The sequence below is a fragment of the Neolewinella maritima genome (assembly GCF_923081025.1).
Taxonomy (GTDB): Bacteria; Bacteroidota; Bacteroidia; order Chitinophagales; family Saprospiraceae; genus Neolewinella; species Neolewinella maritima.
In genome coordinates this window covers 360,093-380,233 of the sequence record NZ_CAKLPZ010000001.1, presented here as the reverse complement: position 1 = coordinate 380,233, position 20,141 = coordinate 360,093, and the positions used below count along the sequence as shown (strand labels likewise).

The following is a 20,141-nucleotide window of genomic DNA, read 5'->3' as shown; positions in this document are numbered from 1 at the left end:
CGGCAGTACGCACAGAAGGTTACCAGCTTTTCGATCAATGCCCCCTTTTATCGGATGACTACCTTTGCCGGATGCCCACCGACGCCCACGGCCTACGCATTGCCGACTTCACCTACGAGCTACCCGACGCGCGCATTGCCCGCTACCCCCTACCCGATCGCAGCAGCGCCAAGCTGTTGCAGTACCGCCGCGGTGATATCAGCTCCCATACCTTCCGCAATCTCCCCGACCTGCTCCCCCCGCACACCCTGCTGATCGGCAACGAGACCCGGGTGATCCATGCCCGCTTACACTTTACGCTAGACAGCGGTAAACCGCTGGAAATATTCTGTCTGGAGCCTCTCCAACCGGTAGACTATGCCCAGTCCCTGGGGAGCACCGAGCCGGTCACCTGGAAGTGCCTGATCGGGGGCAACCGACGCTGGAAGTCAGGCCCCGTCTCCCTATCGCTTAGCCTGGATGGGAGCCCCGTCCACCTGAGTGCGCAGCGCGGAGCCCGCGATGAAAATACCTTTGCCGTCACCTTTCACTGGCAAGCGGCCCGGCCGGTGTCCTTCGCCGAGGTGCTGGAGCTGGCCGGCACCATTCCCTTACCCCCCTACCTAGGGAGGACAGCGGAGGCAGAGGACCAACAGCGCTACCAGACGGTATTCGCCCGCCGGGAGGGCTCGGTGGCTGCCCCTACGGCTGGTCTCCACTTTACTCCCGAAGTACTGCAGGAACTTACCCAACGCGGCATAGCCTTTGCTCCCGTTACCCTGCACGTGGGAGCGGGCACCTTCAAACCCGTGAGCTCGGATACACTCGGCGAGCACGTCATGCACCGGGAGTACTTCACGGTAAGCCGGTCGTTCATCGAGCGGGTACTTAGCCAGCTGCAGTCCGGCCGGCCGATCGTGTGCATCGGTACCACCAGCCTGCGGTGCTTGGAGTCCTTGTTCTACGAGGGGGCTTCCTTGCTGCTAGACGGACAGCGGGTGGTGCAGGAAGACCAGTGGGTGGCTACCCGGGATCGCTTCCTTGCCGTAGACCCCGCACCTGCGTGCAGCGCCCTGCTGGAGTACCTGGATCAGTCCGGACAGGATGTAGTAGAGGGATATACGCAGTTGTTACTTACCCCGGCTAGCCGGGTACGTATGGCGGATGGACTCATCACTAATTTTCACCAGCCGAACTCGACGCTGCTGCTGCTGGTGGCTACCCTGATCGGGCCGGACTGGCGGCGGATGTACGACTATGCGCTACAGCACGACTACCGCTTTTTGAGCTATGGCGACAGTAGCCTACTCTGGCGGCGGCGGGGAAGTACGGAGTAGGTACACCAGGCGCTGGGCGGTATCGGCCTGCATACGGATGACGAGGGAGTCGAGGTTGAGCGTCTCGACGGCTACCACACGCTCCGGGTTGCTAGGCTGGGTAGTATCCTGGGCGAAGAGGTAGCCGCTGTCGTACCGCCAGGTGCCGGCCTCGCGGTAGCGCAGCGTGGAGGTGAAGACGTAGCGGTTGTCGGGGGTAAAGCGGAAGGTGATCTCGCGGGGGTCGAGGCGCAGGCTATCGCCGTTTTCGGTCACCAGCTGCGCCTGCCACTCGCCGAGGAGTAGCTCATCTTCCCGCGCGCAGTGCAGCAGGAGGAGGGACAGGAAGAGCAGGAGGTATTTGGTCAAGGGCCGGGGGGGTTAGTGCTCTATCCCGAGATTAAAGGCGGTTTCGATGACCAGGAAGGTGACGGCACCGGCCGCGAAGCCGACGAAGGCCAACCAGGCGATCTTCTTGAAGTACCAGATGAAGTCGATCCGCTCCATGCCCATGGCGGCTACGCCGGCGGCCGAACCGATGATGAGCATACTGCCTCCGGTACCGGCGCTGTAGGCGATGAAGTGCCACAGGCGCGCATCGATGGGGTGGGTACCCAGATCGTACATGCCCATGGAAGCGGCTACGAGGGGCACGTTGTCGATGATGGCGGACAGAAAGCCCAGTACCACGATCACGATGTCTTCGTTGGGGATGACGCTACGCAGGCTCTCGGCTACGGCACGTAGGGAGCCGACTCCGTTGACCACCACCGTCTCCAGCGCGGCTACGGACATCAGGATACCGAGGAAGAACAGGATGGACGACATCTCGATCCGGCTCAGGGCCTTGTGGGCCGAGTACTGGACCTTGCGCTCTTCGGTGAAGTCCTCCTCGGGGTGGATGTATTCGCTGACCAGCCAGACGACGCCGAGGCTCAGCATCATACCCAGGTAGGGGGGCAGGTGGGTGAGGGTCTTGAAGATGGGTACGAAGACGATCATACCGAGGCCCAGAAAGAGCATCGTCTTGCTGCTCAGCAGGCGGCCCTGCTCTTCTTCTTCGGCCTCCGTGAGGACTACCGTGGCCAGATTACCCTGGAAGGGCTTCAGGAAGCTGGCGATCACGAAGGGCACCGCAAAGCAGACCAGGGAGGGGACGATGAGAAACTCCATCAGTCCGGCCGTACTGACCCGCTTACCGATCCAGAGCATGGTCGTGGTGACGTCTCCGATGGGCGACCAGGCACCACCGGCATTGGCGGCAATGACGATGAGGGCTACGTACCAGATACGCTCCTCGCGGTCCGGCACGAGTTTGCGCAGCAGGGTAACCAGTACGATGGTGGCCGTGAGGTTGTCGATGATGGCCGACAGGATGAAGCCGAGCGCGCCGACGATCCAGAGTAGTTTTTTCTTGTTGCGCGTACGTACCCAGCCCTTGAGCACGTCGAAGCCGCGGTGCAGGTCGACGATCTCGACGATCGTCATGGCCCCGATGAGGAAGATGAGGATCTCGGCCGTTTTGCCGAGGTGGTGGAGCAGCGTGCCGACGAAGCCTTCTTCAGCGACCTCGTGCGCACCGGCGTGGCCGAACTCCTGGGCGTGGCCACTTACGCTGTTGAACATATTGAATACCTCCCCCTCGGTATTGACGACCTCGAGCGTACCCGCATTGAAACCGAGGCTCAACAGGGCCCAACACACGGCCCCCATCAGCAGGGCGGGCACGGTCTTATCCAGGCGAAGGGGGTGTTCAAACACGATTACGATGTAACCGATGACAAAACAAGCGACGATGGCTGCAACCATGAGGTGGGGTAGTTATCTTGGGCGGACCGGCGTGGTCCGGCCGCTCGCAATTATACGAATAGTACGCAACTACCACCCGGGCAAAACAGTTTCTAGCGTATGAAACCGGAACAAGGACCCGATACTTCACGCCTTCTTCTCCTCGCCGGCACCGTCCTCATCATCGTGATGGTGCTCCTGCGGGTTCACCCCCCGATGGCCTTTATGGCCTTCATCATCGGCAGTACGGCTGGCTTTTTCCTCCTGGGTGGCCGGCTGCTGCACCTGATCAACGGCACGCCGCTGTTCGGCGGCAAAGCCGCACGAAAAGAAAGTGAGTTCAGCAAGCGCGTAGCCGAACGACTGGCCGACTGCCGGGAACGGGAAGAGCGCTTCCGCGACGAGGGCGAGCGGATTCTGAAGAGCATCGCTACCCTGCGGGACGACCTGGCGCGCAACGCGGCGGCCGACCCGGTAGAAGTAGCTAAGGCCGACACCGTTATCAAGGAATTGGAAGCAGAATTCAGCCTGCGCCATGCCAAAGCCAGCTTCTTCGCCGACTGCGCGGCCAAGCTGCGCGAACTACTCGACCGCCACCGCCTGGTGGAGAGTATCGCCGCCCGCCGCCGCGAACTGCGCGATCTACGGCAGACCAACTTCGACGACGAAGCCGTGGTGGAAGAAACCCGCTTCAGTATCGAGCAGGATACCATCGAGTTGGATACCATCGTAGAGTTGAGCAACTCCGCCGCCAGCAGCAGCAAAGCCGAGCAGGCCGAGCACCTCCGGGATCGACTGGAGCAGCTGCGCAGCACGCTGGGCAAGTCAAACAGCACGGAAAGCAGTACTTCTTAGCGTATTTTTTTCCATTTCCCTTGCGATTTTCACTCCCGCACCTATCTTTGCACTCGCTTACGCCAGGATGCTGGTCTAGCTGCTTTTATATGGCCCGTTCGTCTATCGGTTAGGACGCCAGGTTTTCATCCTGGTAAGAGGGGTTCGATTCCCCTACGGGCTACCTTAGCGCTGCACGTCTTCTGCCTACTGCGCGATCTACCTGCTTGGCAGATCATATGTGCACAGGAGGCAGCGCGTAGAACTGCTACGTCAGTCATCGCGTACCACTACACTTTTCCGGCCCGTTCGTCTATCGGTTAGGACGCCAGGTTTTCATCCTGGTAAGAGGGGTTCGATTCCCCTACGGGCTACTTCAGTGCTGCACGCTTCGGATTTCCGGTGGTATTCCAGTGGTCCATCCCGGCCATGAAGCCGTGAGGGACAGCACACCGGTCGATCCGGATACCCGCCTCCTCCCCCCCGCTAAACATTCGTGGCCTTAGCTACTTATCATTGCGCACACTGCACGTACTTTGCGTCCCGGTAGCATTCGGGGGCCCGCCCCCGCATCGTGGTGACCGCACATATACGTAACTCCCCAACAAACCAACTCAACCCCCCTCTCTCCCATGGCAAAGATTGCAATCAACGGTTTTGGCCGTATCGGACGGATCACCCTGCGTAACCTCCTGGAAAAAGGAATGGACGTAGTAGCTATCAACGATCTCACGGACAACGCCACCCTGGCACACCTCTTCAAGTACGATAGCGTACAGGGCAACTACGCCGGAGACGTCTCCTCGGATGAGAATTACATCTACATCGACGGGAAGAAGATCGATGCACTGAGCCAGCCCGACCCCAGCAAACTGCCCTGGGGCGATATGAACGTAGACGTGGTGCTGGAGTGTACCGGCCGCTTCGTAGAAAAGTCGAAGGCCAATCTGCACATCGAAGCCGGCGCGAAAAAGGTACTGATCTCGGCCCCCGCCAAGGGCGACGTAGCCACCGTAGTACTCGGCGTGAACGAAGAGGTGATCAACGCCGAAACCAAGATTTACAGCAACGCCAGCTGTACCACCAACTGCCTGGCCCCCATGGTGAAGGTACTCGACGACGCTTTCGGCGTGGAGAAAGGCTTCATCACCACGGTACACGCCTACACGGCCGATCAGAACCTGCAGGACGGCCCCCACAAGGACATGCGCCGCGCCCGTGCCGCCGCCATCAACATCGTACCTACCACCACCGGAGCCGCTAAGGCGGTCGGACTCGTACTGCCCCACCTGGATGGCAAGCTCGACGGCGGTGCCATGCGCGTACCCGTACCCACCGGTTCGTTGACCGACCTCACCGCGATCGTCAAGCGTGACGTGACCCTCGAAGAGGTAGACAACGCCTTCAAGCAGGCCGCCGAAGGCGATATGAAGGGCATCCTAGCCTACGTAGACGAGCCCTACGTGAGCAGCGATATCGTAGGCAGCAAGTACAGCAGCCTCTACGACAAGGACCAAACCATCGTATCCGGCACCCTCGTGAAGGTGGTGAGCTGGTACGACAACGAAGCGGGTTACAGTGCCCGTCTGGCCGACCTGTGCGAGCGCATCTCGAGCCTTTAAATCAGGACCCCATGAAGTTTGAAGCACTAGACGTTAAGGACAAGAAGGTACTTGTCCGGGTAGACTTTAATGTCCCCATCGACGAAGACGGAAAGATCACCGACGCTACCCGTATCGAGAAGGCGGCCCCCACCATTCAGTACCTGCTGGAGCAGGGCGCGGCCGTGATCCTGATGTCGCACCTCGGTCGTCCGCAGAAGGAGAAGCTGGAAGACGGTACCATCGATAAGGAGTCTTTCACGCTACGGCCCATCGTCACTACCCTGGAGGACCACATCGGCTGTCAGGTCCAGTTCGTCGAAGACACCATTGGGGAGGAAGCCAAGGCGGCCGTCAAGGCCCTGGAGTCCGGCCATGTGCTACTGCTCGAGAACACGCGCTTCTACGCCGGCGAGGAAAAGGGAGACGAAGACCTGGCCCGGGCTATGTCGGCACTGGGCGAGGTGTACGTCAACGACGCCTTCGGTGCCGCGCACCGGGAGCACGCCTCTACGGCCACGGTGGCCAAGTTCTTCCCGTCTGACAAGAAAAGCTTCGGTTACCTCATGGGGGCGGAGCTCGCAGGTGCGGAGAAACTCCTGAACGAGCCAGCCCATCCCGTCACGGCCATCGTAGGCGGCGCAAAGGTGAGCGATAAGATCCAGCTGCTGGAAAAGCTGCTGGACTTTGCCGACAACATCATCATCGGCGGAGCCATGGCCTATACCTTCAGCCTGGCGCAGGGGGGCAAGGTGGGCAACTCGCTGGTCGAGCGCGATAAGGTCGACACCGCCAAGGAGCTGCTCGAAAAAGCTAAGGCTCAGAACACCAAGATATACCTACCCGTAGATACGATGGTCGGTAAGGAATTCAGCAATGAGACGCCGAGTAAGGTCGTCCCTTCCGGGGAGATCGAGGATGGCTGGGAGGGTCTGGACATCGGGCCGGATTCCATCGCAGAGTTCTCGCGCATCATCGCGCAGAGTAAATCCATCCTGTGGAACGGCCCGATGGGCGTCTTCGAAATGAAGAACTTCGCGATCGGCACCAACGCGATCGCCGAGGCGGTAGCCCGGGCCACGGAAGAGAATGACGCCTATAGCCTGATCGGCGGCGGCGACTCGGTGAGCGCCATCAATCAGGCAGGACTGGCCGACCAGGTCAGCTTCGTCTCCACCGGCGGAGGGGCCATGCTGGAACTGCTGGAGGGCAAGGAGCTACCCGGTATTGCCGCGATCCGCAGCTAGGCCGGGAATCCTTTTGCGGAGCCGGGGCGTTCACGGCATGTTATGGAACTGGAAATCTTCGTAAACGATCATGAACCCCGTGAGGATACCTCCTTCACCCTGGTAGATAATGACGGACTGCGCTCGACCACCAATCCCTTTGCGACGCCCTACGACACCTCGCTGTGCCTTGACGTACTGATTCGGCAGGTAGAAGAACTGGCCGGGGGCGAAGACCCCGGAGTACGCTTCCTGGCGCAGGAGATCCTGCGACGACTGGCTCCCCTACCTCAGCTACACGGCCCCATTACCGACCTATCCATCCTGCGGGAGCATACCGAGGTACTCGACCTGCTGATGCTGGCCATGATCTCACCGCACGAGCGGGCTACGGGGCTGTTCAAGATATCCCTTCCCTTCGCCTTCGATCCACTCTACATCAGTAAGACCCTGCGGGCACTGATGGGCCAGCAAAACGTATGCTACTCCTTCGGCACTCACCTTGAGGAAGTAAAGAAGCTGAACCTACTGATGCTGGGGACCACCATTCTGAAGCAGTGCTACGGGGTACAGGTAGAGGTGAAGCCGACGGCTATGCTCACGGTACCGGACGCAGAGACCGGGCTGAAGCGATTCTACAAACCATCACTGAACGAGGAATTCATCGAGGTTCAGGTACGGGGGGAGTTACCCCCCCTCGGGGAGCAGGAAATTCAGCAACTCCTCAACAACGTACACGACACGGAACTCTGGCTGCGGCTGCTCCCACCGCGGAGCTTTCACTTCCACGGCTTCCACCTGGCCCGCCTGTACGAAGTGACGGAGGAGGAAAGCCTCAGCCGGCTGAAGCACCGACTCATCAGTCGGGATGCGGTGCTCGACGTAAGCCGGGTCAAGGAACTAGCCAATCTGGTCCGCCTGCAGTTTCAACTGCCCCACCTTCAGCTCGGCCTCACGGCGGTAGATTATCCGGTAGAGCGCGCCATCGATCACGAGTACCGCATCCGCTACAATCTCCTGGCGGACGAGGTAGATCGGCTGACCGACCCCCTGTACGCCGGTAGCATTTATGACCAGGTATTCTTATCCGGCGAGATCCTAGTGGTTCAGGATCTGCGGGAACTGCCCGTCCGCACCGTGTTGGAGCAAAAACTGATCAGCCTGGGCTACCGGAGTATGCTGCTGGCCCCCCTGCTCAGTCAGGAGCAGCACGTGATCGGAATCGTGGAACTGGCCAGCCCGGTGGTTAATGCGCTAAATGCCTTTCTGGAAACCCGCTTCGAAGAGATCCGCGGCCTGTTCCGAACCGCCGTGGAGCGTAGCCGGGAGTATATCGACAACCGCATCGAGGTGATCATGCGCGAGCAGTACACCAGCCTGCACCCGACGGTCGAGTGGCGCTTCACCGAAGCTGCCTTCAATATTCTGAAGCGGCAGGAAGAGGGACTGCCCGAAGTGCAGGAGGAGATCCGCTTCACGAAGGTTTATCCCCTATACGGGCAGGCCGACATCGTAGGGAGCAGTAACCTGCGCAACGCGGCGATCTATCAGGACCTGATCGACAACCTGCGGGCCGGCCGCTTCTTCCTGCTCCAGGCACTCGAGCTGGTAGACTTCCCGATCGTCAATCAGGCAATCATGCGGCTGGACGGCCATCTGGCTACCACGATGGAAGAGTTCGACAATGGGCACGAGGTACGGTTCGGCGAGTTTATCCACAAACAGCTCAGTCCGCTGGTCAAGCAGCTCGGCGGACAGCTGCCTGAGCTCCGGCAAGTAGCGGAGCAGTACCGCAACAACCTCGATGAGGAGCTGGGGCTGTTCTACCGCGTGCGGCGCGACTACGAATCGAGCGTAGACAAACTCAACCGCACCATTAGCGACTTCCTGACCGAACGCGACCAGGCAGCCCAGCGGGTTTTGCCCCACTACTTTGAAAAGTACAAGACCGATGGGGTCGAATACGAGATCTACGCAGGGCAAAGCCTGCTCAAGCGACATCATTTCTCCCGGATCCACCTGCGCAACCTGCGGCTCTCGCAACTCGTGGACCTCTGCCACCTGACGCGGCAGATTGCGACGCTGAGCACCACCCTACCCATGCCCCTGCGCACCGCGCAGCTGGTGTTCGCCTACACCACACCCCTCAACATCCGCTTTCGGATGGATGAAAAACGCTTCGATGTAGACGGAGACTATAACGTACGCTATGAGATCCTCAAGAAGCGGATCGATAAGGCCACCATTCACCAGGGGGAGGAGCGGCTCACGCAGCCGGGTATGATCAGTATCGTTTATCTGCAGGACCGCGACCTGGAGGAATACCAGGATTACCTGCACTACCTGCGGCAGGCGGAGTTCATTGACGGGGAGATAGAGTATCTCGTACTCGACCCCCTACAGTCCGTAAACGGTTTACGGGCCATCCGCTTCCGCGTAAGGGTATAGGCTACTGCAACTTTGCCACAATTATGTGGGTTAAGTAGCCACTACCACGGCACTTTCATCGTGGGAAAAAAGCGAACACGTTTGAGTGAAATTGTAATGACCCTCAACGGGGTGGACCCCGTAGAACTCCTAGGCGAGAACAATAAGAAGCTGAAGCTCATCCGGGCCGCCTACCCGGAAGCCACCATTACCCAGCGGGGTACCAACGTCAAGATCAAGGCTGAAAAGCAGGACGCCCAGAAGATCAAGCACCACCTGGAGTTGATGATGCGTCTGCTGCAGGACAATAGGGAGCTCAGCAGCCAGACCGTCGAGGATTTACTGGCCGGTGAGAACCCCTTCCAGACCCGCCTGGGCAACGGGGCCAAGAATAAGACCATTGTATTCGGCCGCAACGGTAAGCCCATCAAGGCCCGCACCCCCAATCAGGCGGCAATGATCACGGCGGCTGAATCCAATGACATCGTTTTTGCCGTAGGTCCAGCTGGAACCGGCAAAACGTACACGGCAGTAGCCCTGGCGATCCGTGCCCTGAAGAATAAACTCGTGAAAAAGATAATCCTGACCCGCCCCGCCGTAGAGGCTGGGGAGAGCCTCGGCTTCTTGCCGGGTGATCTGCAGGATAAGATCGATCCCTACTTACGGCCCCTGTACGATGCACTAGACGATATGCTACCGCGTGAACGCCTGGACAAGTTCCGCGAAGACGGTACCATCGAGATCGCCCCCCTGGCCTACATGCGGGGCCGTACGCTGGATAATGCCTTCGTCATCATGGATGAGGCGCAAAACACGACCACCTCTCAAATTAAGATGTTCCTCACCCGCCTGGGCCCCTCCGCTAAGTGTATCGTTACGGGCGACCTATCCCAGGTAGACCTGCCACGTAATCAGGTATCGGGACTGCGGCGCGCCATCATGTTACTGGCGCCCATCAAGGGCATCTCGGTCATTCGGTTGAGTGCTGACGATGTGGTACGCCACCGACTGGTCAAATCCATCATTAAGGCCTACGACGCTGCCGACGAGCAGGAGGGCCGGGGACGGTTCGGGCCGGTGCAGCAGGAGAGCACGTTCGAGCGATTAGGACCTCCGGGCCGCAGCCACCGGGACGATATGCGGGAAAATACCCCCCCGGAAGTAGAGAATTAACTTACTATTGTATTCCAAAATATAGAAAAGCCAAAGGTGTAAACCTTTGGCTTTCTTTGTTTTATAAAAAGTACGCCGTTTTCACCACCAAATATAAGCTTAAAATAACGTGAAAACTGCCGCCGGCGTGCCCCCATCCTCCCCCCATATTTGGATCACAATCAACGGGGACACACCGATTAACGTGCTCCCCACACTCAATCACCTTCGACCGGGTGCAAATTTTTCCACCCGGTTTTAGCTTTCATCTCTCAATCTACTTTACCCATGGCTTTCATTAACGAACTCTTTTCCCCAGAAACCATCCAGGCCGCTCAGTCCTTCATCGACTACCTCGGCACCGTTGCCCCCCATATTGTTGTCGAGGACATCATCATGCGTGGTCAGGAAGTTGCCAGCAGCAACATCGTCGTCGAAGACATCATCATGCGCGGCCAGGAGGCTAGCATCGTCGTCGAGGACATCATCATGCGTGGCCAGGAAGTTGCCAGCAGCAACATCGTCGTCGAAGACATCATCATGCGCGGCCAGGAGGCTAGCATTGTAGTCGAGGACATCATCATGCGTGGCCAGGAAGTTGCCAGCAGCAACATCGTCGTCGAAGACATCATCATGCGCGGCCAGGAGGCTGGCATCGTAGTCGAGGACATCATCATGCGCGGCCAGGAAGTTGCCAGTAACAACATCGTCGTCGAAGACATCATCATGCGCGGCCAGGAGGCTAGCATCGTGGTCGAGGACATCATCATGTAACTACCTGCTAGTTAGCACCCTAAATATCCTCATGAATCACACCTACTCGACTCCCATACGTTCACCTGATCTAGGCAGTGGCGCATTCGCGTAGCAAGCGGCGTAAGTACCCCGGATCGTAAATACATTTCCCATGGTTGAGGACATCATTATGTAAGTAGCTAGGTATCCTAGCCCTTACACTCCCCCCCCACCTGTATGCACCCTGAGCGGTGACGCTCGCGGCCGGCTCACGCCTGCTGACGTCTCCGCAACTTCCGCCCGTCGGGCAGCGTGGTGTCCAGGTTCTCTAGGACGATCTCCCAGAGGTTTTCATACTGAATGATCTCCGTGCTGTTCGCACGGCCCAGGCGCTTCGCCTGGGGACTAGTCATTCGCTTATAGGTTTTACTCGATTCCCGTACCGTGGCCGCGCGGTGGAACTGACATTTTTCCGCGGTCAGCAGCAGCTTAAAGAAGCAGTTGTTTCGTAAGTTTTCATTGTTCATCAGGTACCGACTACCGTAGCGGACCAGTGCGTCCGTGCGGTCGATGATCTTACCGTACTGCTTCTTGATAATAAAGTAGACGACCTGGATGATCAGTATCTGGATGTTCATCCCCTGTTTGTCCTTCGAATAGGAGGGCACGTTATTGACAAACTTTGCCAGCTTAAAGTCAGGCAGCTTGATCTGCTGCTCCTCCGGGTCGATCCGTCCCGCCAGTACCAGCAGATTGACGTAGGCCTCGAGGATAAGCCAGTACTCTACGTGCTGCTGCGTGAGCAGCCGGTTGAGCACCTCCCGGTCTACCTGGGCGAGCTGCGCGTAGGCGTAGGCAAAGTTGCCAGTCTGTAGGCCCAGGGTAATCGCGTACTCCGAAAGCTTGATGTGGTTGATGCTATTAGCAGGCACCATCAATTCGGCACGCCTTACCTGCACCGAGCCCTGCTCGAAATCCCTTAGCTTGATGGAACACTCCACCCGGGTGAGCGCCATCAGGCTAAGGGATTGCTTACCCGCCCCCTTACACTTCGTCAGTACGGCTTCGGCATCGTTCGCCGTATGGATCGCTGAGCGGTAGTCGCCCAACAGGGTCATTCCGTGCACCTTCATGATGAAGAACATGGCCTGGAGGGCAGATACCTGAGGATACTGCTGCACCAGGTGCTGGCAGCCCGCCACGTACTCCCCCACTTTCTCCCCGATCTCGTTGGGCAGTAATTTGTGGGCGTACATCATACGGCGCATCTCGCGGTAGTGACTGGACACCAGGTTGAGCACCCGTTCCGCTTCGGCGTAGTAGTCCGTCATCGTCTGATACTTCGTAAACTGCTTTTCGTCAAATCCCACCCCCAGGTACAGGCTCGCCAGTATCGAGGCCAGGCGGTGATTGATAGGCAGGATCTCGAAGTCCTTTACGCGGCGTAGCGTCAGGTGCGACAGGTAGCGTGCACTGTGCCAGGCACGGCGCAGTAGCAGCAGGTTGATCAGATTGAGCTGGCGGAAGCCGTTGATCTGGGCATTGTCGTAGTCCTTGTAGTTCGCCGAGTACACGTCCTCGTCCATAATGGCCGTGGTCAGTAGGTCGCGCAGGCGGTTCTTTACGGCGCGGTACGCAGGATGCGATGGGGTGTGCGTAGGGCTATACAGCTCGGCAACGATCTGCTGTTCCGTAAGATTATCGCGTTTGACCAGGCGGTGCAGTTCTCCGATTACAGAGTGTTTGCCCTTGGTCTGGCTGATTTTCAGCAGCTTAGTCACCTTTTTTGGGGAGGCGATCTCTAGCAGTTCGCGTATATCTTCCATGAGCGTGTTCCAGTTTGCGGCGCTTATCGCCTAGTTTGGAACGTGTAAATTACAGCAAATCAACAGATTACCAAATATAGCCAGGGAAACATCCAGAATAAGCGGGTTACAAAACCCGGCATTCTGCTTATTTTATGGGCCTATGCTGCCGCTATATTTGTATCATCAACAACGGGGGAACACCTAAAACCACCCTCCTAAAGAATCTAAATCTTGAGTTTTATGAAATTGTGTTTGTTCATAGTGTCTCTTTAGTTATAATTCGCAACCCTTGAATGTGGGGTCTATAGCATCAAAGGAGTGACTGACCTTACTAGCCTTGGGTCAGTTAACCGGTTTAGCGAAATTATAGCGACAGCGCCAACCGCATTTCGGTTGGCGCTATTTTTTTGCCCCAACCTATGCACAAATCTAACAAAAGTTAGCGAAACATTCCAAGGCAATCGTTGTAGCGGTCCGCATGCCGCCTCCGCTGCACCTCCCGGCTATCCCCAAAGTCTACCGCAATACTCACTTCCAGGGTAGCTCCCAGCCCACCGGGCACCGTCCGCAGCGCCGAAATGACCGCGTCATAGCTCACCCCTACCTTGAATATATCCTCTCGAAAGGTGACCGTGCCGATGAAGCCGTCCGCATTACCGAACGCATGCCGGTACCAGCCCCCCACGGCAAACTGTCCGTAGCCGAAGTACGCCCCCAGGTTGAGTTGCCGAAACTGTGCCTGACTGGTGTAGAGGAAGTTAGGCGTCACGTAGGCCGGACGGCGGGGATTGGAGTAGCGCTTCACGTCCAGCTGTGCCCCCGCGTGGAGACTGAATCGCTGGGGCCTGCCGGCATACAGGTTGTTGTCCAGTTGCAGCAGGTTCTCCTCCGGCCGGTTCATGTGCTCTATGCTGAAGCCCGCATAGAGATTCTTGACGTACATAAGGATACCGGAACTCAGATCGACCGCCGTACGCGAGATACTGGCCAGTTGTTCTTGCGTTGGGGTGTTATCGCCCGAGGGGTCGATCATATCTCCGAAGACCAGGCCGTTGTAGTCGATCCGGGAGGTTAGCAGACCCGCACTGAGTCCGATGCGCGCGTGCAGCTCCTGCGTCACCCGGATATCGTAGGCGTACACCAGTCCTACCGAGGTGTTTTTGTAGAGGCCCTCCAGTTGGCTATCCGTCAACAAGCGAAAACCAAAGCTAGAAGGGCTGCGGTACATCGGCACTTCCAGACTGGCGGCCAGGGTACGGTAAGCGCTGGGATAACTGGTATGCTGGCTCCGGTAGTTGGCCGTCATGCGCGGTGCGGCACTCACCCCCGCAAAGGCAGGGTTGAGCTGCATCGGGGAAGCGTAGAACTGGGAGAACACCGCATCCTGCGCCCCCGCCCACGTGAGGCCCAAACAACACAGCATAAGTAGGAGGATGCGCATGCCTAAAGCTACTCTTCCCGCCCCCCGTTTCCAAATAGCAGCTCCGGGCGGTCGCTCGGCCGACAGCCCCCGTAATGTGCGGCGGCGGAACAACGTTTCCCCGGCCGCAGTGTATCTTAATTTTGCGTCCCAACCCCACCGTATGCTCAAGTCCACCATTAGTCTGCTCTTTTTTCTCTGCCTTGCCTTTTCCCTTGGGGCTCAGGAAGTTATTCAACAGTCCCTGGACTGGCAGGAAGCGCAGACCATCGAGTGGGAGGGGCAGCGCAGTGCCGTACTCTCCTACACCCTGGGCGGAGACGCAGCCGCGGTACGCTCCGGGGAGACACCCGCCTTCGTCCACACCTTTCGCGCCACCACCGGAGCCGATAGTCGGGTAGAGATCGTACGGCTGGAATCGGAGCCCTTCTCGCCACCCAGTACCTTCCGGGCCGAAGTACCGGAGGCCTTCACCTTCGACTATACGGCCGTGCAGCAGCCCGAGGGGTGGTTGGGTAAGGTGAGCGGGCCGTCCGTGATCCGCACGGCCGGTGGCTACGAACGGCTGCTGACGGTAGCCCTGCGCGTCGTGCCGACCGTTGGCGGACGCTCAGCCAGTGCACGAGTGGCTGAGTTTGCCACGGCCTCGGTGCTGCGGGAGGGAGACATTTACCATTTCGCCGTTCCCGCTACCGGCGTATACAAGCTTACGCGATCTTTCCTGATCGATGAACTCAGGATGATGGGACTGGAGGGGGTAGATCCGCGCGACATCAAGATATACGGTCAGGGCGGCGGGATGCTGCCGGAGACGAATAATGTGCAGGCGCCTGATGACCTGGTCGAGCAGGCCATTGCCATCGAGGGGGAGGACGACGGGCGTTTTGACTCGGGTGACTTCATTCTCCTCTACGCGGAAGGGCCGGACGAGCGGCGGTACGACCCTCTGGCCAATCGCTTTATCTACACCAAGAATATATACGCCCAGGAAAATTACTACTTCCTGCAGATCGGTACGGCCGGTCGCGGCCGGCGGGTGACTGCCCTACCGGCTGGCTCCGGCGGCACGGTAGTCGATAGCTATGATGCGCTGTACCGCTACGAGGAAGACCGCAGTAACGTACTACACGAGATCGGTGGCAACAGTCATGGTTCCGGGCAGACCTGGTTCGGGGAGTTCTTCCGGGTAAACCGGGAGCGGAACTTCCCTGAGTTCGCGGTGATTCCCGATGTGGTGACCGGCGAGCCGATGGGGGTACGCGCACGGATGGGACTGCGGTCTACCACCACGAGTGCCTTCTTTCTCAATGTGAACGGCCAGGAGATCAGTAGCTTTTTAGGATCCCGTGTCAACTTCGGGGCCCAGGAGCAGCAATCGGCCGTGGACGTTACGGATCTGGTGGGTACGGTGCAGAATGCCAGCGAGCGCGTGAGCATCAAACTGACCTACCCCGTACCGGGTGGGGCCAGCCAGAGCGAGGGTTGGTTGGACTACATCGAGCTACAGGCCCGCCGCCGGCTGAGCTTCGGGGGGCAGGACCAGTTTGGCTTTCGGGATACCCGGAGTCGTACGGCTGCTTCGCTCACGTTCAACCTGCTCAATCCGCCCGCCGATACCCGTATCTGGCGGATCGACAGCAGTGAGGTGCGACAGGCCAGCCTGTCCGGCGGTAGTTTTACGGCTCCGGGAGGGCGGCTCTACGAGTACGTGGCATTCCGACCGGGCAGCGCCCTACTCACGCCCCGGGCAGTGGGCCGCATAGAGAACCAAAACTTACACGGGCTGTCTACGGCGGACATGGTCATCGTCACCCATCCGGACTTTCTGCCCCAGGCGGAGCGTCTGGCCGAGCACCGACGCAATCACAACGGCTACACCGTACAACTGGTGACTACCCAGCAGGTGTACAACGAGTTCAGTAGCGGGCGGGACGACGCAGCGGCCATTCGCAATTTCGTGCGCATGCTGTACGAACGCGATCAGGGGCTGCGGTACCTGCTGCTCTTCGGTGACGGTAGCTTCGACCACCGCAACATCTACGGACTAGGGGACAACTTCATCCCCGCCTACGAATACCAGGGAGCCTTTACGGAGGTACGCAGCTTTCCGGCTGATGATTTCTACGGCATTATGCTTCCCGCGGCCGGCGGACAACCCCTCGGGCCCGATCTGAGCGTGGCTGTAGGGCGCCTGCCGGTAAAGTCGGCCGACGAGGCTGGCCCGGTCGTAGAAAAACTGATCCGCTACGATACGGACCCCAGCGCCCTGGGCGACTGGCGTACCCGTATGGTCTTTGTGGGGGATGACGAAGATCAGGGGCGCCACACGATCGACGTGAACCGGGTGGCCAACGCGGTAAAATCCCGTAAGCCCGACCTCAACTTCGATAAGTTGTACTTCGATCTCTTTCCGCAGGTCAGTCAGGTGGCGGCCGACCGGTACCCGGCGATCAGCGAGGGCCTGGACCGGGCGATATTCAAGGGGGCGCTAGCCGTCACCTACCTCGGCCACGGCGGTCCCCGCGGTTGGGCGCAGGAGCGGGTGCTTACCATCCCCCAGATCCGCAACTGGACCCGTCCGGTGAACGCGGTCGACCCCATTCAGCCGCCGGTGTTCATCACGGCTACCTGCACCTTTAGTAACTACGACGATGCCTCCTTCGTGAGTGCGGGTGAAGAGGCCCTGCTCACGCCCCGCGGCGGGGTGATCGCCCTGATGACCACTACGCGGCCCGTGTTTGCTACCCGGAACTATGAATTGACGGACAATACCGTGCAGGCCATGCTCGAACGCCCCGACGGGGAGTGGCGTAGCCTCGGTGACATCATCCGTATCGCGAAGAACGAGACTACCCCCATCGACCGGGGCTTTCTCTCGGGAGACACCCAGAATGCCCGCAAATTTACCCTGCTGGGTGATCCGGCGACGGTCATCGCTCTACCAACCCACGGAGTGCGTACTACGCAGGTGGACACCATGTCCGTAGATGGTGTGCGCACGGACACGGTAAGTGCCCTGCAGAAAATGCGTATCAGTGGTGAGATCGTCGATGGGGCCGGTAACCTACTAGCTGATTTCAACGGTGAGGTATATCCGACGATCTACGATAAGGCGCAGACCATCCCCACGCTACAGCAGGATGCCAGCAGTCCGCTTCTCGAGATCGAAGTACAGCGCAGCATCGTCTTCCGGGGCCGGGCTACGGTGACCAACGGCAAGTTCTCCTTCGAATTCGTGGTCCCCAACGACATCGACTACGCCTACGGTCCTGGCAAGGTGAGCTACTACGCTGCCGATCGTACGCAGTTTACCGATGCGGCGGGCTTTTACGACCAGCTCATCATCGGCGGCACCAGCCAGGAGAATACCGGCAACGATGCCGGACCGGAGGTAGACGTCTATCTAGATGATACGGACTTCGTATCGGGCGGGCAGGTAGGCGAAGACCCCGTCCTCCTGCTTCACCTATCGGACGATCTGGGGATCAACGTGACGGGGAACAGTATCGGGCACGACCTGGAGGCGGTCATTGACGGGGATACCCGTAACGCGATCGTCCTGAACGACTACTACGAAGCCGACGTGGACAACTTCCGCAGCGGCAAAGTGCGGTATCCGCTGTTCGATCTCGAACCCGGCGTATATACCCTCTCGGTACGTGCCTGGGATGTGGCCAATAACAGCACGGTAGCTACCACTGAATTTGTGGTGAGCAGCGAGACCGGAGCCGCCCTGAGCCACGTACTGAACTACCCCAACCCCTTTACGACCCAGACCTGCTTCCAGTTCGACCACAGCCTGATCGGACAGAATGTAGAGGCGGTCGTACAGATCTACACGGTCAGTGGCCGGCTGGTGAAGACCCTCGACCGGACCTTCGACTTTAGCGACGGCTCCATCCGGCAGGATGATTGCATCGCCTGGGATGGCCTGGATGACTATGGCGACCAGTTGGCCCGCGGCGTCTACCTCTACCAGGTGCGGCTACGGGGCGACGGGGTGAATACCGTGAATGGGGAGCTGGAGAAGCTGGTGATCCTACGGTAGGCAAGCAATACAAACAAAAAGGGGGTTGAAAGCAGTGCTTTCAACCCCCTTTGGAATCGCTTAGTACGTCGGTTAGTAACCGGGGTTCTGAGGAAGTATCTCGGGACCCTGTAGGTCGATCTGACCCTGGGGGATGGGGTAGAGAAGATCCTGAGGCGTGACAAACTCTGCACCGGCGTATGCCAGGGGCAGGTACTGCTTCTCGTTGTCGATGATGCGGTTCAGCTCAGGCTCGGCAATGCCCCAGCGACGTAGATCGAAGAAGCGGTGTCCTTCGCCACTCAGCTCGAGCTTACGCTCCAGGCGGACTGCCTTACGGGCCATATCCAGGTCGGAGAATGGCTCGTACAGTTCGATGCTGTAATTAGCAGCTGGGCTACCGTCGTCCATCATGACGAAGTTCTCATCGTCCTTGGCACGGGCACGCACCTGATTGATCAGTTCGCGGCCGGCTTCTAGGTCACCGGTTTCGATCTCGGCCTCGGCGAGCAGTAGGAGCACGTCGGAGAAGCGGATCAGGTTGTAGTTGATGGCTGTGTAACCTGCCGTCCAGGAGGTACCATCGGCGATGGTGCTTTCCTGGCTCTGCCGGAATACAAACTTCTTAGGGGAGTAAGGACCAGCGTATCCCTGGTCGCGAATGAACGACTTACCGGGGTGGATCTGCCAGTCGAGGTAAGGAATACCACGACGTCCTACACTGTGGTCGAGCCGTGGATCGATGGGGCCGGTGTCCGGGGTGAAGGGATCCGAGCTAGCGATACCGAGATCATCCGCGATCTTGTTGGATGCCGAGTTGTAGCTATTGTCCAGCAGGGGTAGACCGTCCTCCGTACGGAAGGAGTTTACCAGGTCGTAGCTAGGCTGAAAGAAGCCACAGCAGCCACCGGGCTTGTTTCCCTGGATGAAATTGAGTACGAAGTCAGGATTCGCCACGTTGGTGGTACCGCTATTCGCAGCTGCCTGAATGGCGAAAACGGACTCTAAGCTGTTGTCGAAGTCACCGTTGAAGGCGTTCGCGTAGCTATCCAGCAGACCATACTTCTGTCCGTTGGTAGTTTGTCCGTTATCTACTACATCGCGCAGTACCGTCTTAGCTGGTTCGTACTTGCTCTGGTGCATGTACGTCTTGCCGAGGTATGCTCCTGCGGCCCACTTATTGGCACGGCCATCTTCAGGTAGGGTCTCGGGTAGGTTATTGTAGGCGTACATGAAGTCCGCTTCAATCTCAGACCATACATCTCCGGAAACTACCTGTACGATCTCGTCGAGAGTCAGGCCCGGGGTCAGAAAAGGTGCCTGACCGAAGGAGATCTGAAGTTGAAAGTAGTAGTGGGCACGGAGGAAGCGGGCTTCCCCTTCGATGCGGGTGCGGTCAGCGTCCGTCAGCAGGGGATCTTCCGAAAGGCTGAGCAGTTCGAGGACCTGATTGCTACGGGAAACACCTTCGAACAGTCCGTTCCACCGGTCGGCGGGGATACGGGAAGTAGGCTGGAGCTGGTAACGTACGAGTTCGTTGATGTCCGAGAAGTCACCGTCGTCCGTCCCTTTATTGGCTTCGCCGCCCTGGATGGAGCCGTTGGCCCAGTTGGAGGAGCCGCCGAAGTAGTTTCCGCGGCCGCCGAGCTGAGCGTAGGCGCCCAGCAGAACGCCTTCGATACCGGCCTCGGTCGCGAGGACGGATGGTGCGAGTGCACCCTTGGGCGAAACTTCCAGGAAGTCGTCACTACACGTCCATAGTAGTCCTCCGACTAGGAGGGACCCCACGAACAGCAGGGGGAGTCTTTTATAAAGTTGCATGATATAG

The 20,141-nt window shown here is 58.7% G+C and carries 13 protein-coding genes and 2 tRNA genes; 10 read left to right on the top strand and 5 right to left on the bottom strand.

The features are described 5' to 3' along the window. The first annotated feature begins 71 nt into the window (after positions 1 to 71). Complete coding sequence (locus MJQ68_RS01600) at positions 72 to 1,316, top strand: S-adenosylmethionine:tRNA ribosyltransferase-isomerase (RefSeq protein ID WP_238749224.1); 1,245 nt, start codon at positions 72 to 74, stop codon at positions 1,314 to 1,316. Here MJQ68_RS01600 and MJQ68_RS01595 read toward each other — a convergent pair. Then, complete coding sequence (locus MJQ68_RS01595) at positions 1,284 to 1,664, bottom strand: hypothetical protein (RefSeq protein ID WP_238749223.1); 381 nt, start codon at positions 1,662 to 1,664, stop codon at positions 1,284 to 1,286. The genes MJQ68_RS01600 and MJQ68_RS01595 overlap by 33 nt on opposite strands. A 12-nt stretch (positions 1,665 to 1,676) precedes the next feature. Beyond that, positions 1,677 to 3,104 carry a sodium:proton antiporter NhaD gene (gene nhaD / locus MJQ68_RS01590; protein WP_238749222.1) on the bottom strand — a complete coding sequence of 476 codons (1,428 nt, stop codon included), beginning with the start codon at positions 3,102 to 3,104 and terminating at the stop codon, positions 1,677 to 1,679. A 99-nt stretch (positions 3,105 to 3,203) separates the two neighbouring features. Between nhaD and MJQ68_RS01585 the strand changes: the two genes are divergently transcribed. The 8 genes from MJQ68_RS01585 to MJQ68_RS01550 all read left to right on the top strand — a co-directional run bounded on the left by MJQ68_RS01585 (position 3,204) and on the right by MJQ68_RS01550 (position 11,097). After that, entirely contained in the window at positions 3,204 to 3,938 is a 735-nt protein-coding gene (locus MJQ68_RS01585; RefSeq protein ID WP_238749221.1) for a hypothetical protein, read from the top strand. Between the two features lie 91 nt (positions 3,939 to 4,029). After that, positions 4,030 to 4,101, top strand: a tRNA-Glu gene (locus MJQ68_RS01580). 118 nt (positions 4,102 to 4,219) lie between these two features. Next, positions 4,220 to 4,291: transfer RNA gene (locus MJQ68_RS01575), tRNA-Glu, on the top strand. A gap of 258 nt (positions 4,292 to 4,549) precedes the next feature. Next, a complete protein-coding gene (gap, locus tag MJQ68_RS01570; protein ID WP_238749220.1) occupies positions 4,550 to 5,539 on the top strand; it encodes a type I glyceraldehyde-3-phosphate dehydrogenase in 990 nt (329 codons plus the stop codon). An 11-nt stretch (positions 5,540 to 5,550) separates the two neighbouring features. Further along, entirely contained in the window at positions 5,551 to 6,765 is a 1,215-nt protein-coding gene (locus MJQ68_RS01565) for a phosphoglycerate kinase (protein ID WP_238749219.1), read from the top strand. 42 nt (positions 6,766 to 6,807) lie between these two features. Further along, positions 6,808 to 9,192: a hypothetical protein gene (locus tag MJQ68_RS01560; protein ID WP_238749218.1), complete on the top strand. Its 2,385-nt coding sequence runs from the start codon at positions 6,808 to 6,810 to the stop codon at positions 9,190 to 9,192. Positions 9,193 to 9,273: 81 nt separating this feature from the next. After that, positions 9,274 to 10,344, top strand: a complete 1,071-nt coding sequence (locus MJQ68_RS01555; protein ID WP_238749217.1) for a PhoH family protein — start codon at positions 9,274 to 9,276, stop codon at positions 10,342 to 10,344. A 267-nt stretch (positions 10,345 to 10,611) separates the two neighbouring features. Then, the gene (locus MJQ68_RS01550) at positions 10,612 to 11,097 is read left to right on the top strand and encodes a hypothetical protein (protein ID WP_238749216.1); all 486 of its coding nucleotides are present in this window, start codon (positions 10,612 to 10,614) and stop codon (positions 11,095 to 11,097) included. Between the two features lie 230 nt (positions 11,098 to 11,327). Here the strand turns inward: MJQ68_RS01550 and MJQ68_RS01545 are convergent, their stop codons facing one another. Together MJQ68_RS01545 and MJQ68_RS01540 are read right to left on the bottom strand one after the other, a co-directional pair. Then, complete coding sequence (locus MJQ68_RS01545) at positions 11,328 to 12,884, bottom strand: hypothetical protein (protein WP_238749215.1); 1,557 nt, start codon at positions 12,882 to 12,884, stop codon at positions 11,328 to 11,330. Between the two features lie 421 nt (positions 12,885 to 13,305). Beyond that, entirely contained in the window at positions 13,306 to 14,307 is a 1,002-nt protein-coding gene (locus MJQ68_RS01540; protein WP_238749214.1) for a PorP/SprF family type IX secretion system membrane protein, read from the bottom strand. Positions 14,308 to 14,449: 142 nt separating this feature from the next. Here MJQ68_RS01540 and porU point away from each other — a divergent pair, with 142 nt between their 5' ends. After that, positions 14,450 to 18,334 carry a type IX secretion system sortase PorU gene (porU, locus tag MJQ68_RS01535; RefSeq protein WP_238749213.1) on the top strand — a complete coding sequence of 1,295 codons (3,885 nt, stop codon included), beginning with the start codon at positions 14,450 to 14,452 and terminating at the stop codon, positions 18,332 to 18,334. A gap of 72 nt (positions 18,335 to 18,406) precedes the next feature. Here the strand turns inward: porU and MJQ68_RS01530 are convergent, their stop codons facing one another. Continuing rightward, positions 18,407 to 20,134, bottom strand: a complete 1,728-nt coding sequence (locus MJQ68_RS01530) for a RagB/SusD family nutrient uptake outer membrane protein (protein WP_238749212.1) — start codon at positions 20,132 to 20,134, stop codon at positions 18,407 to 18,409. Positions 20,135 to 20,141 lie beyond the last annotated feature (7 nt).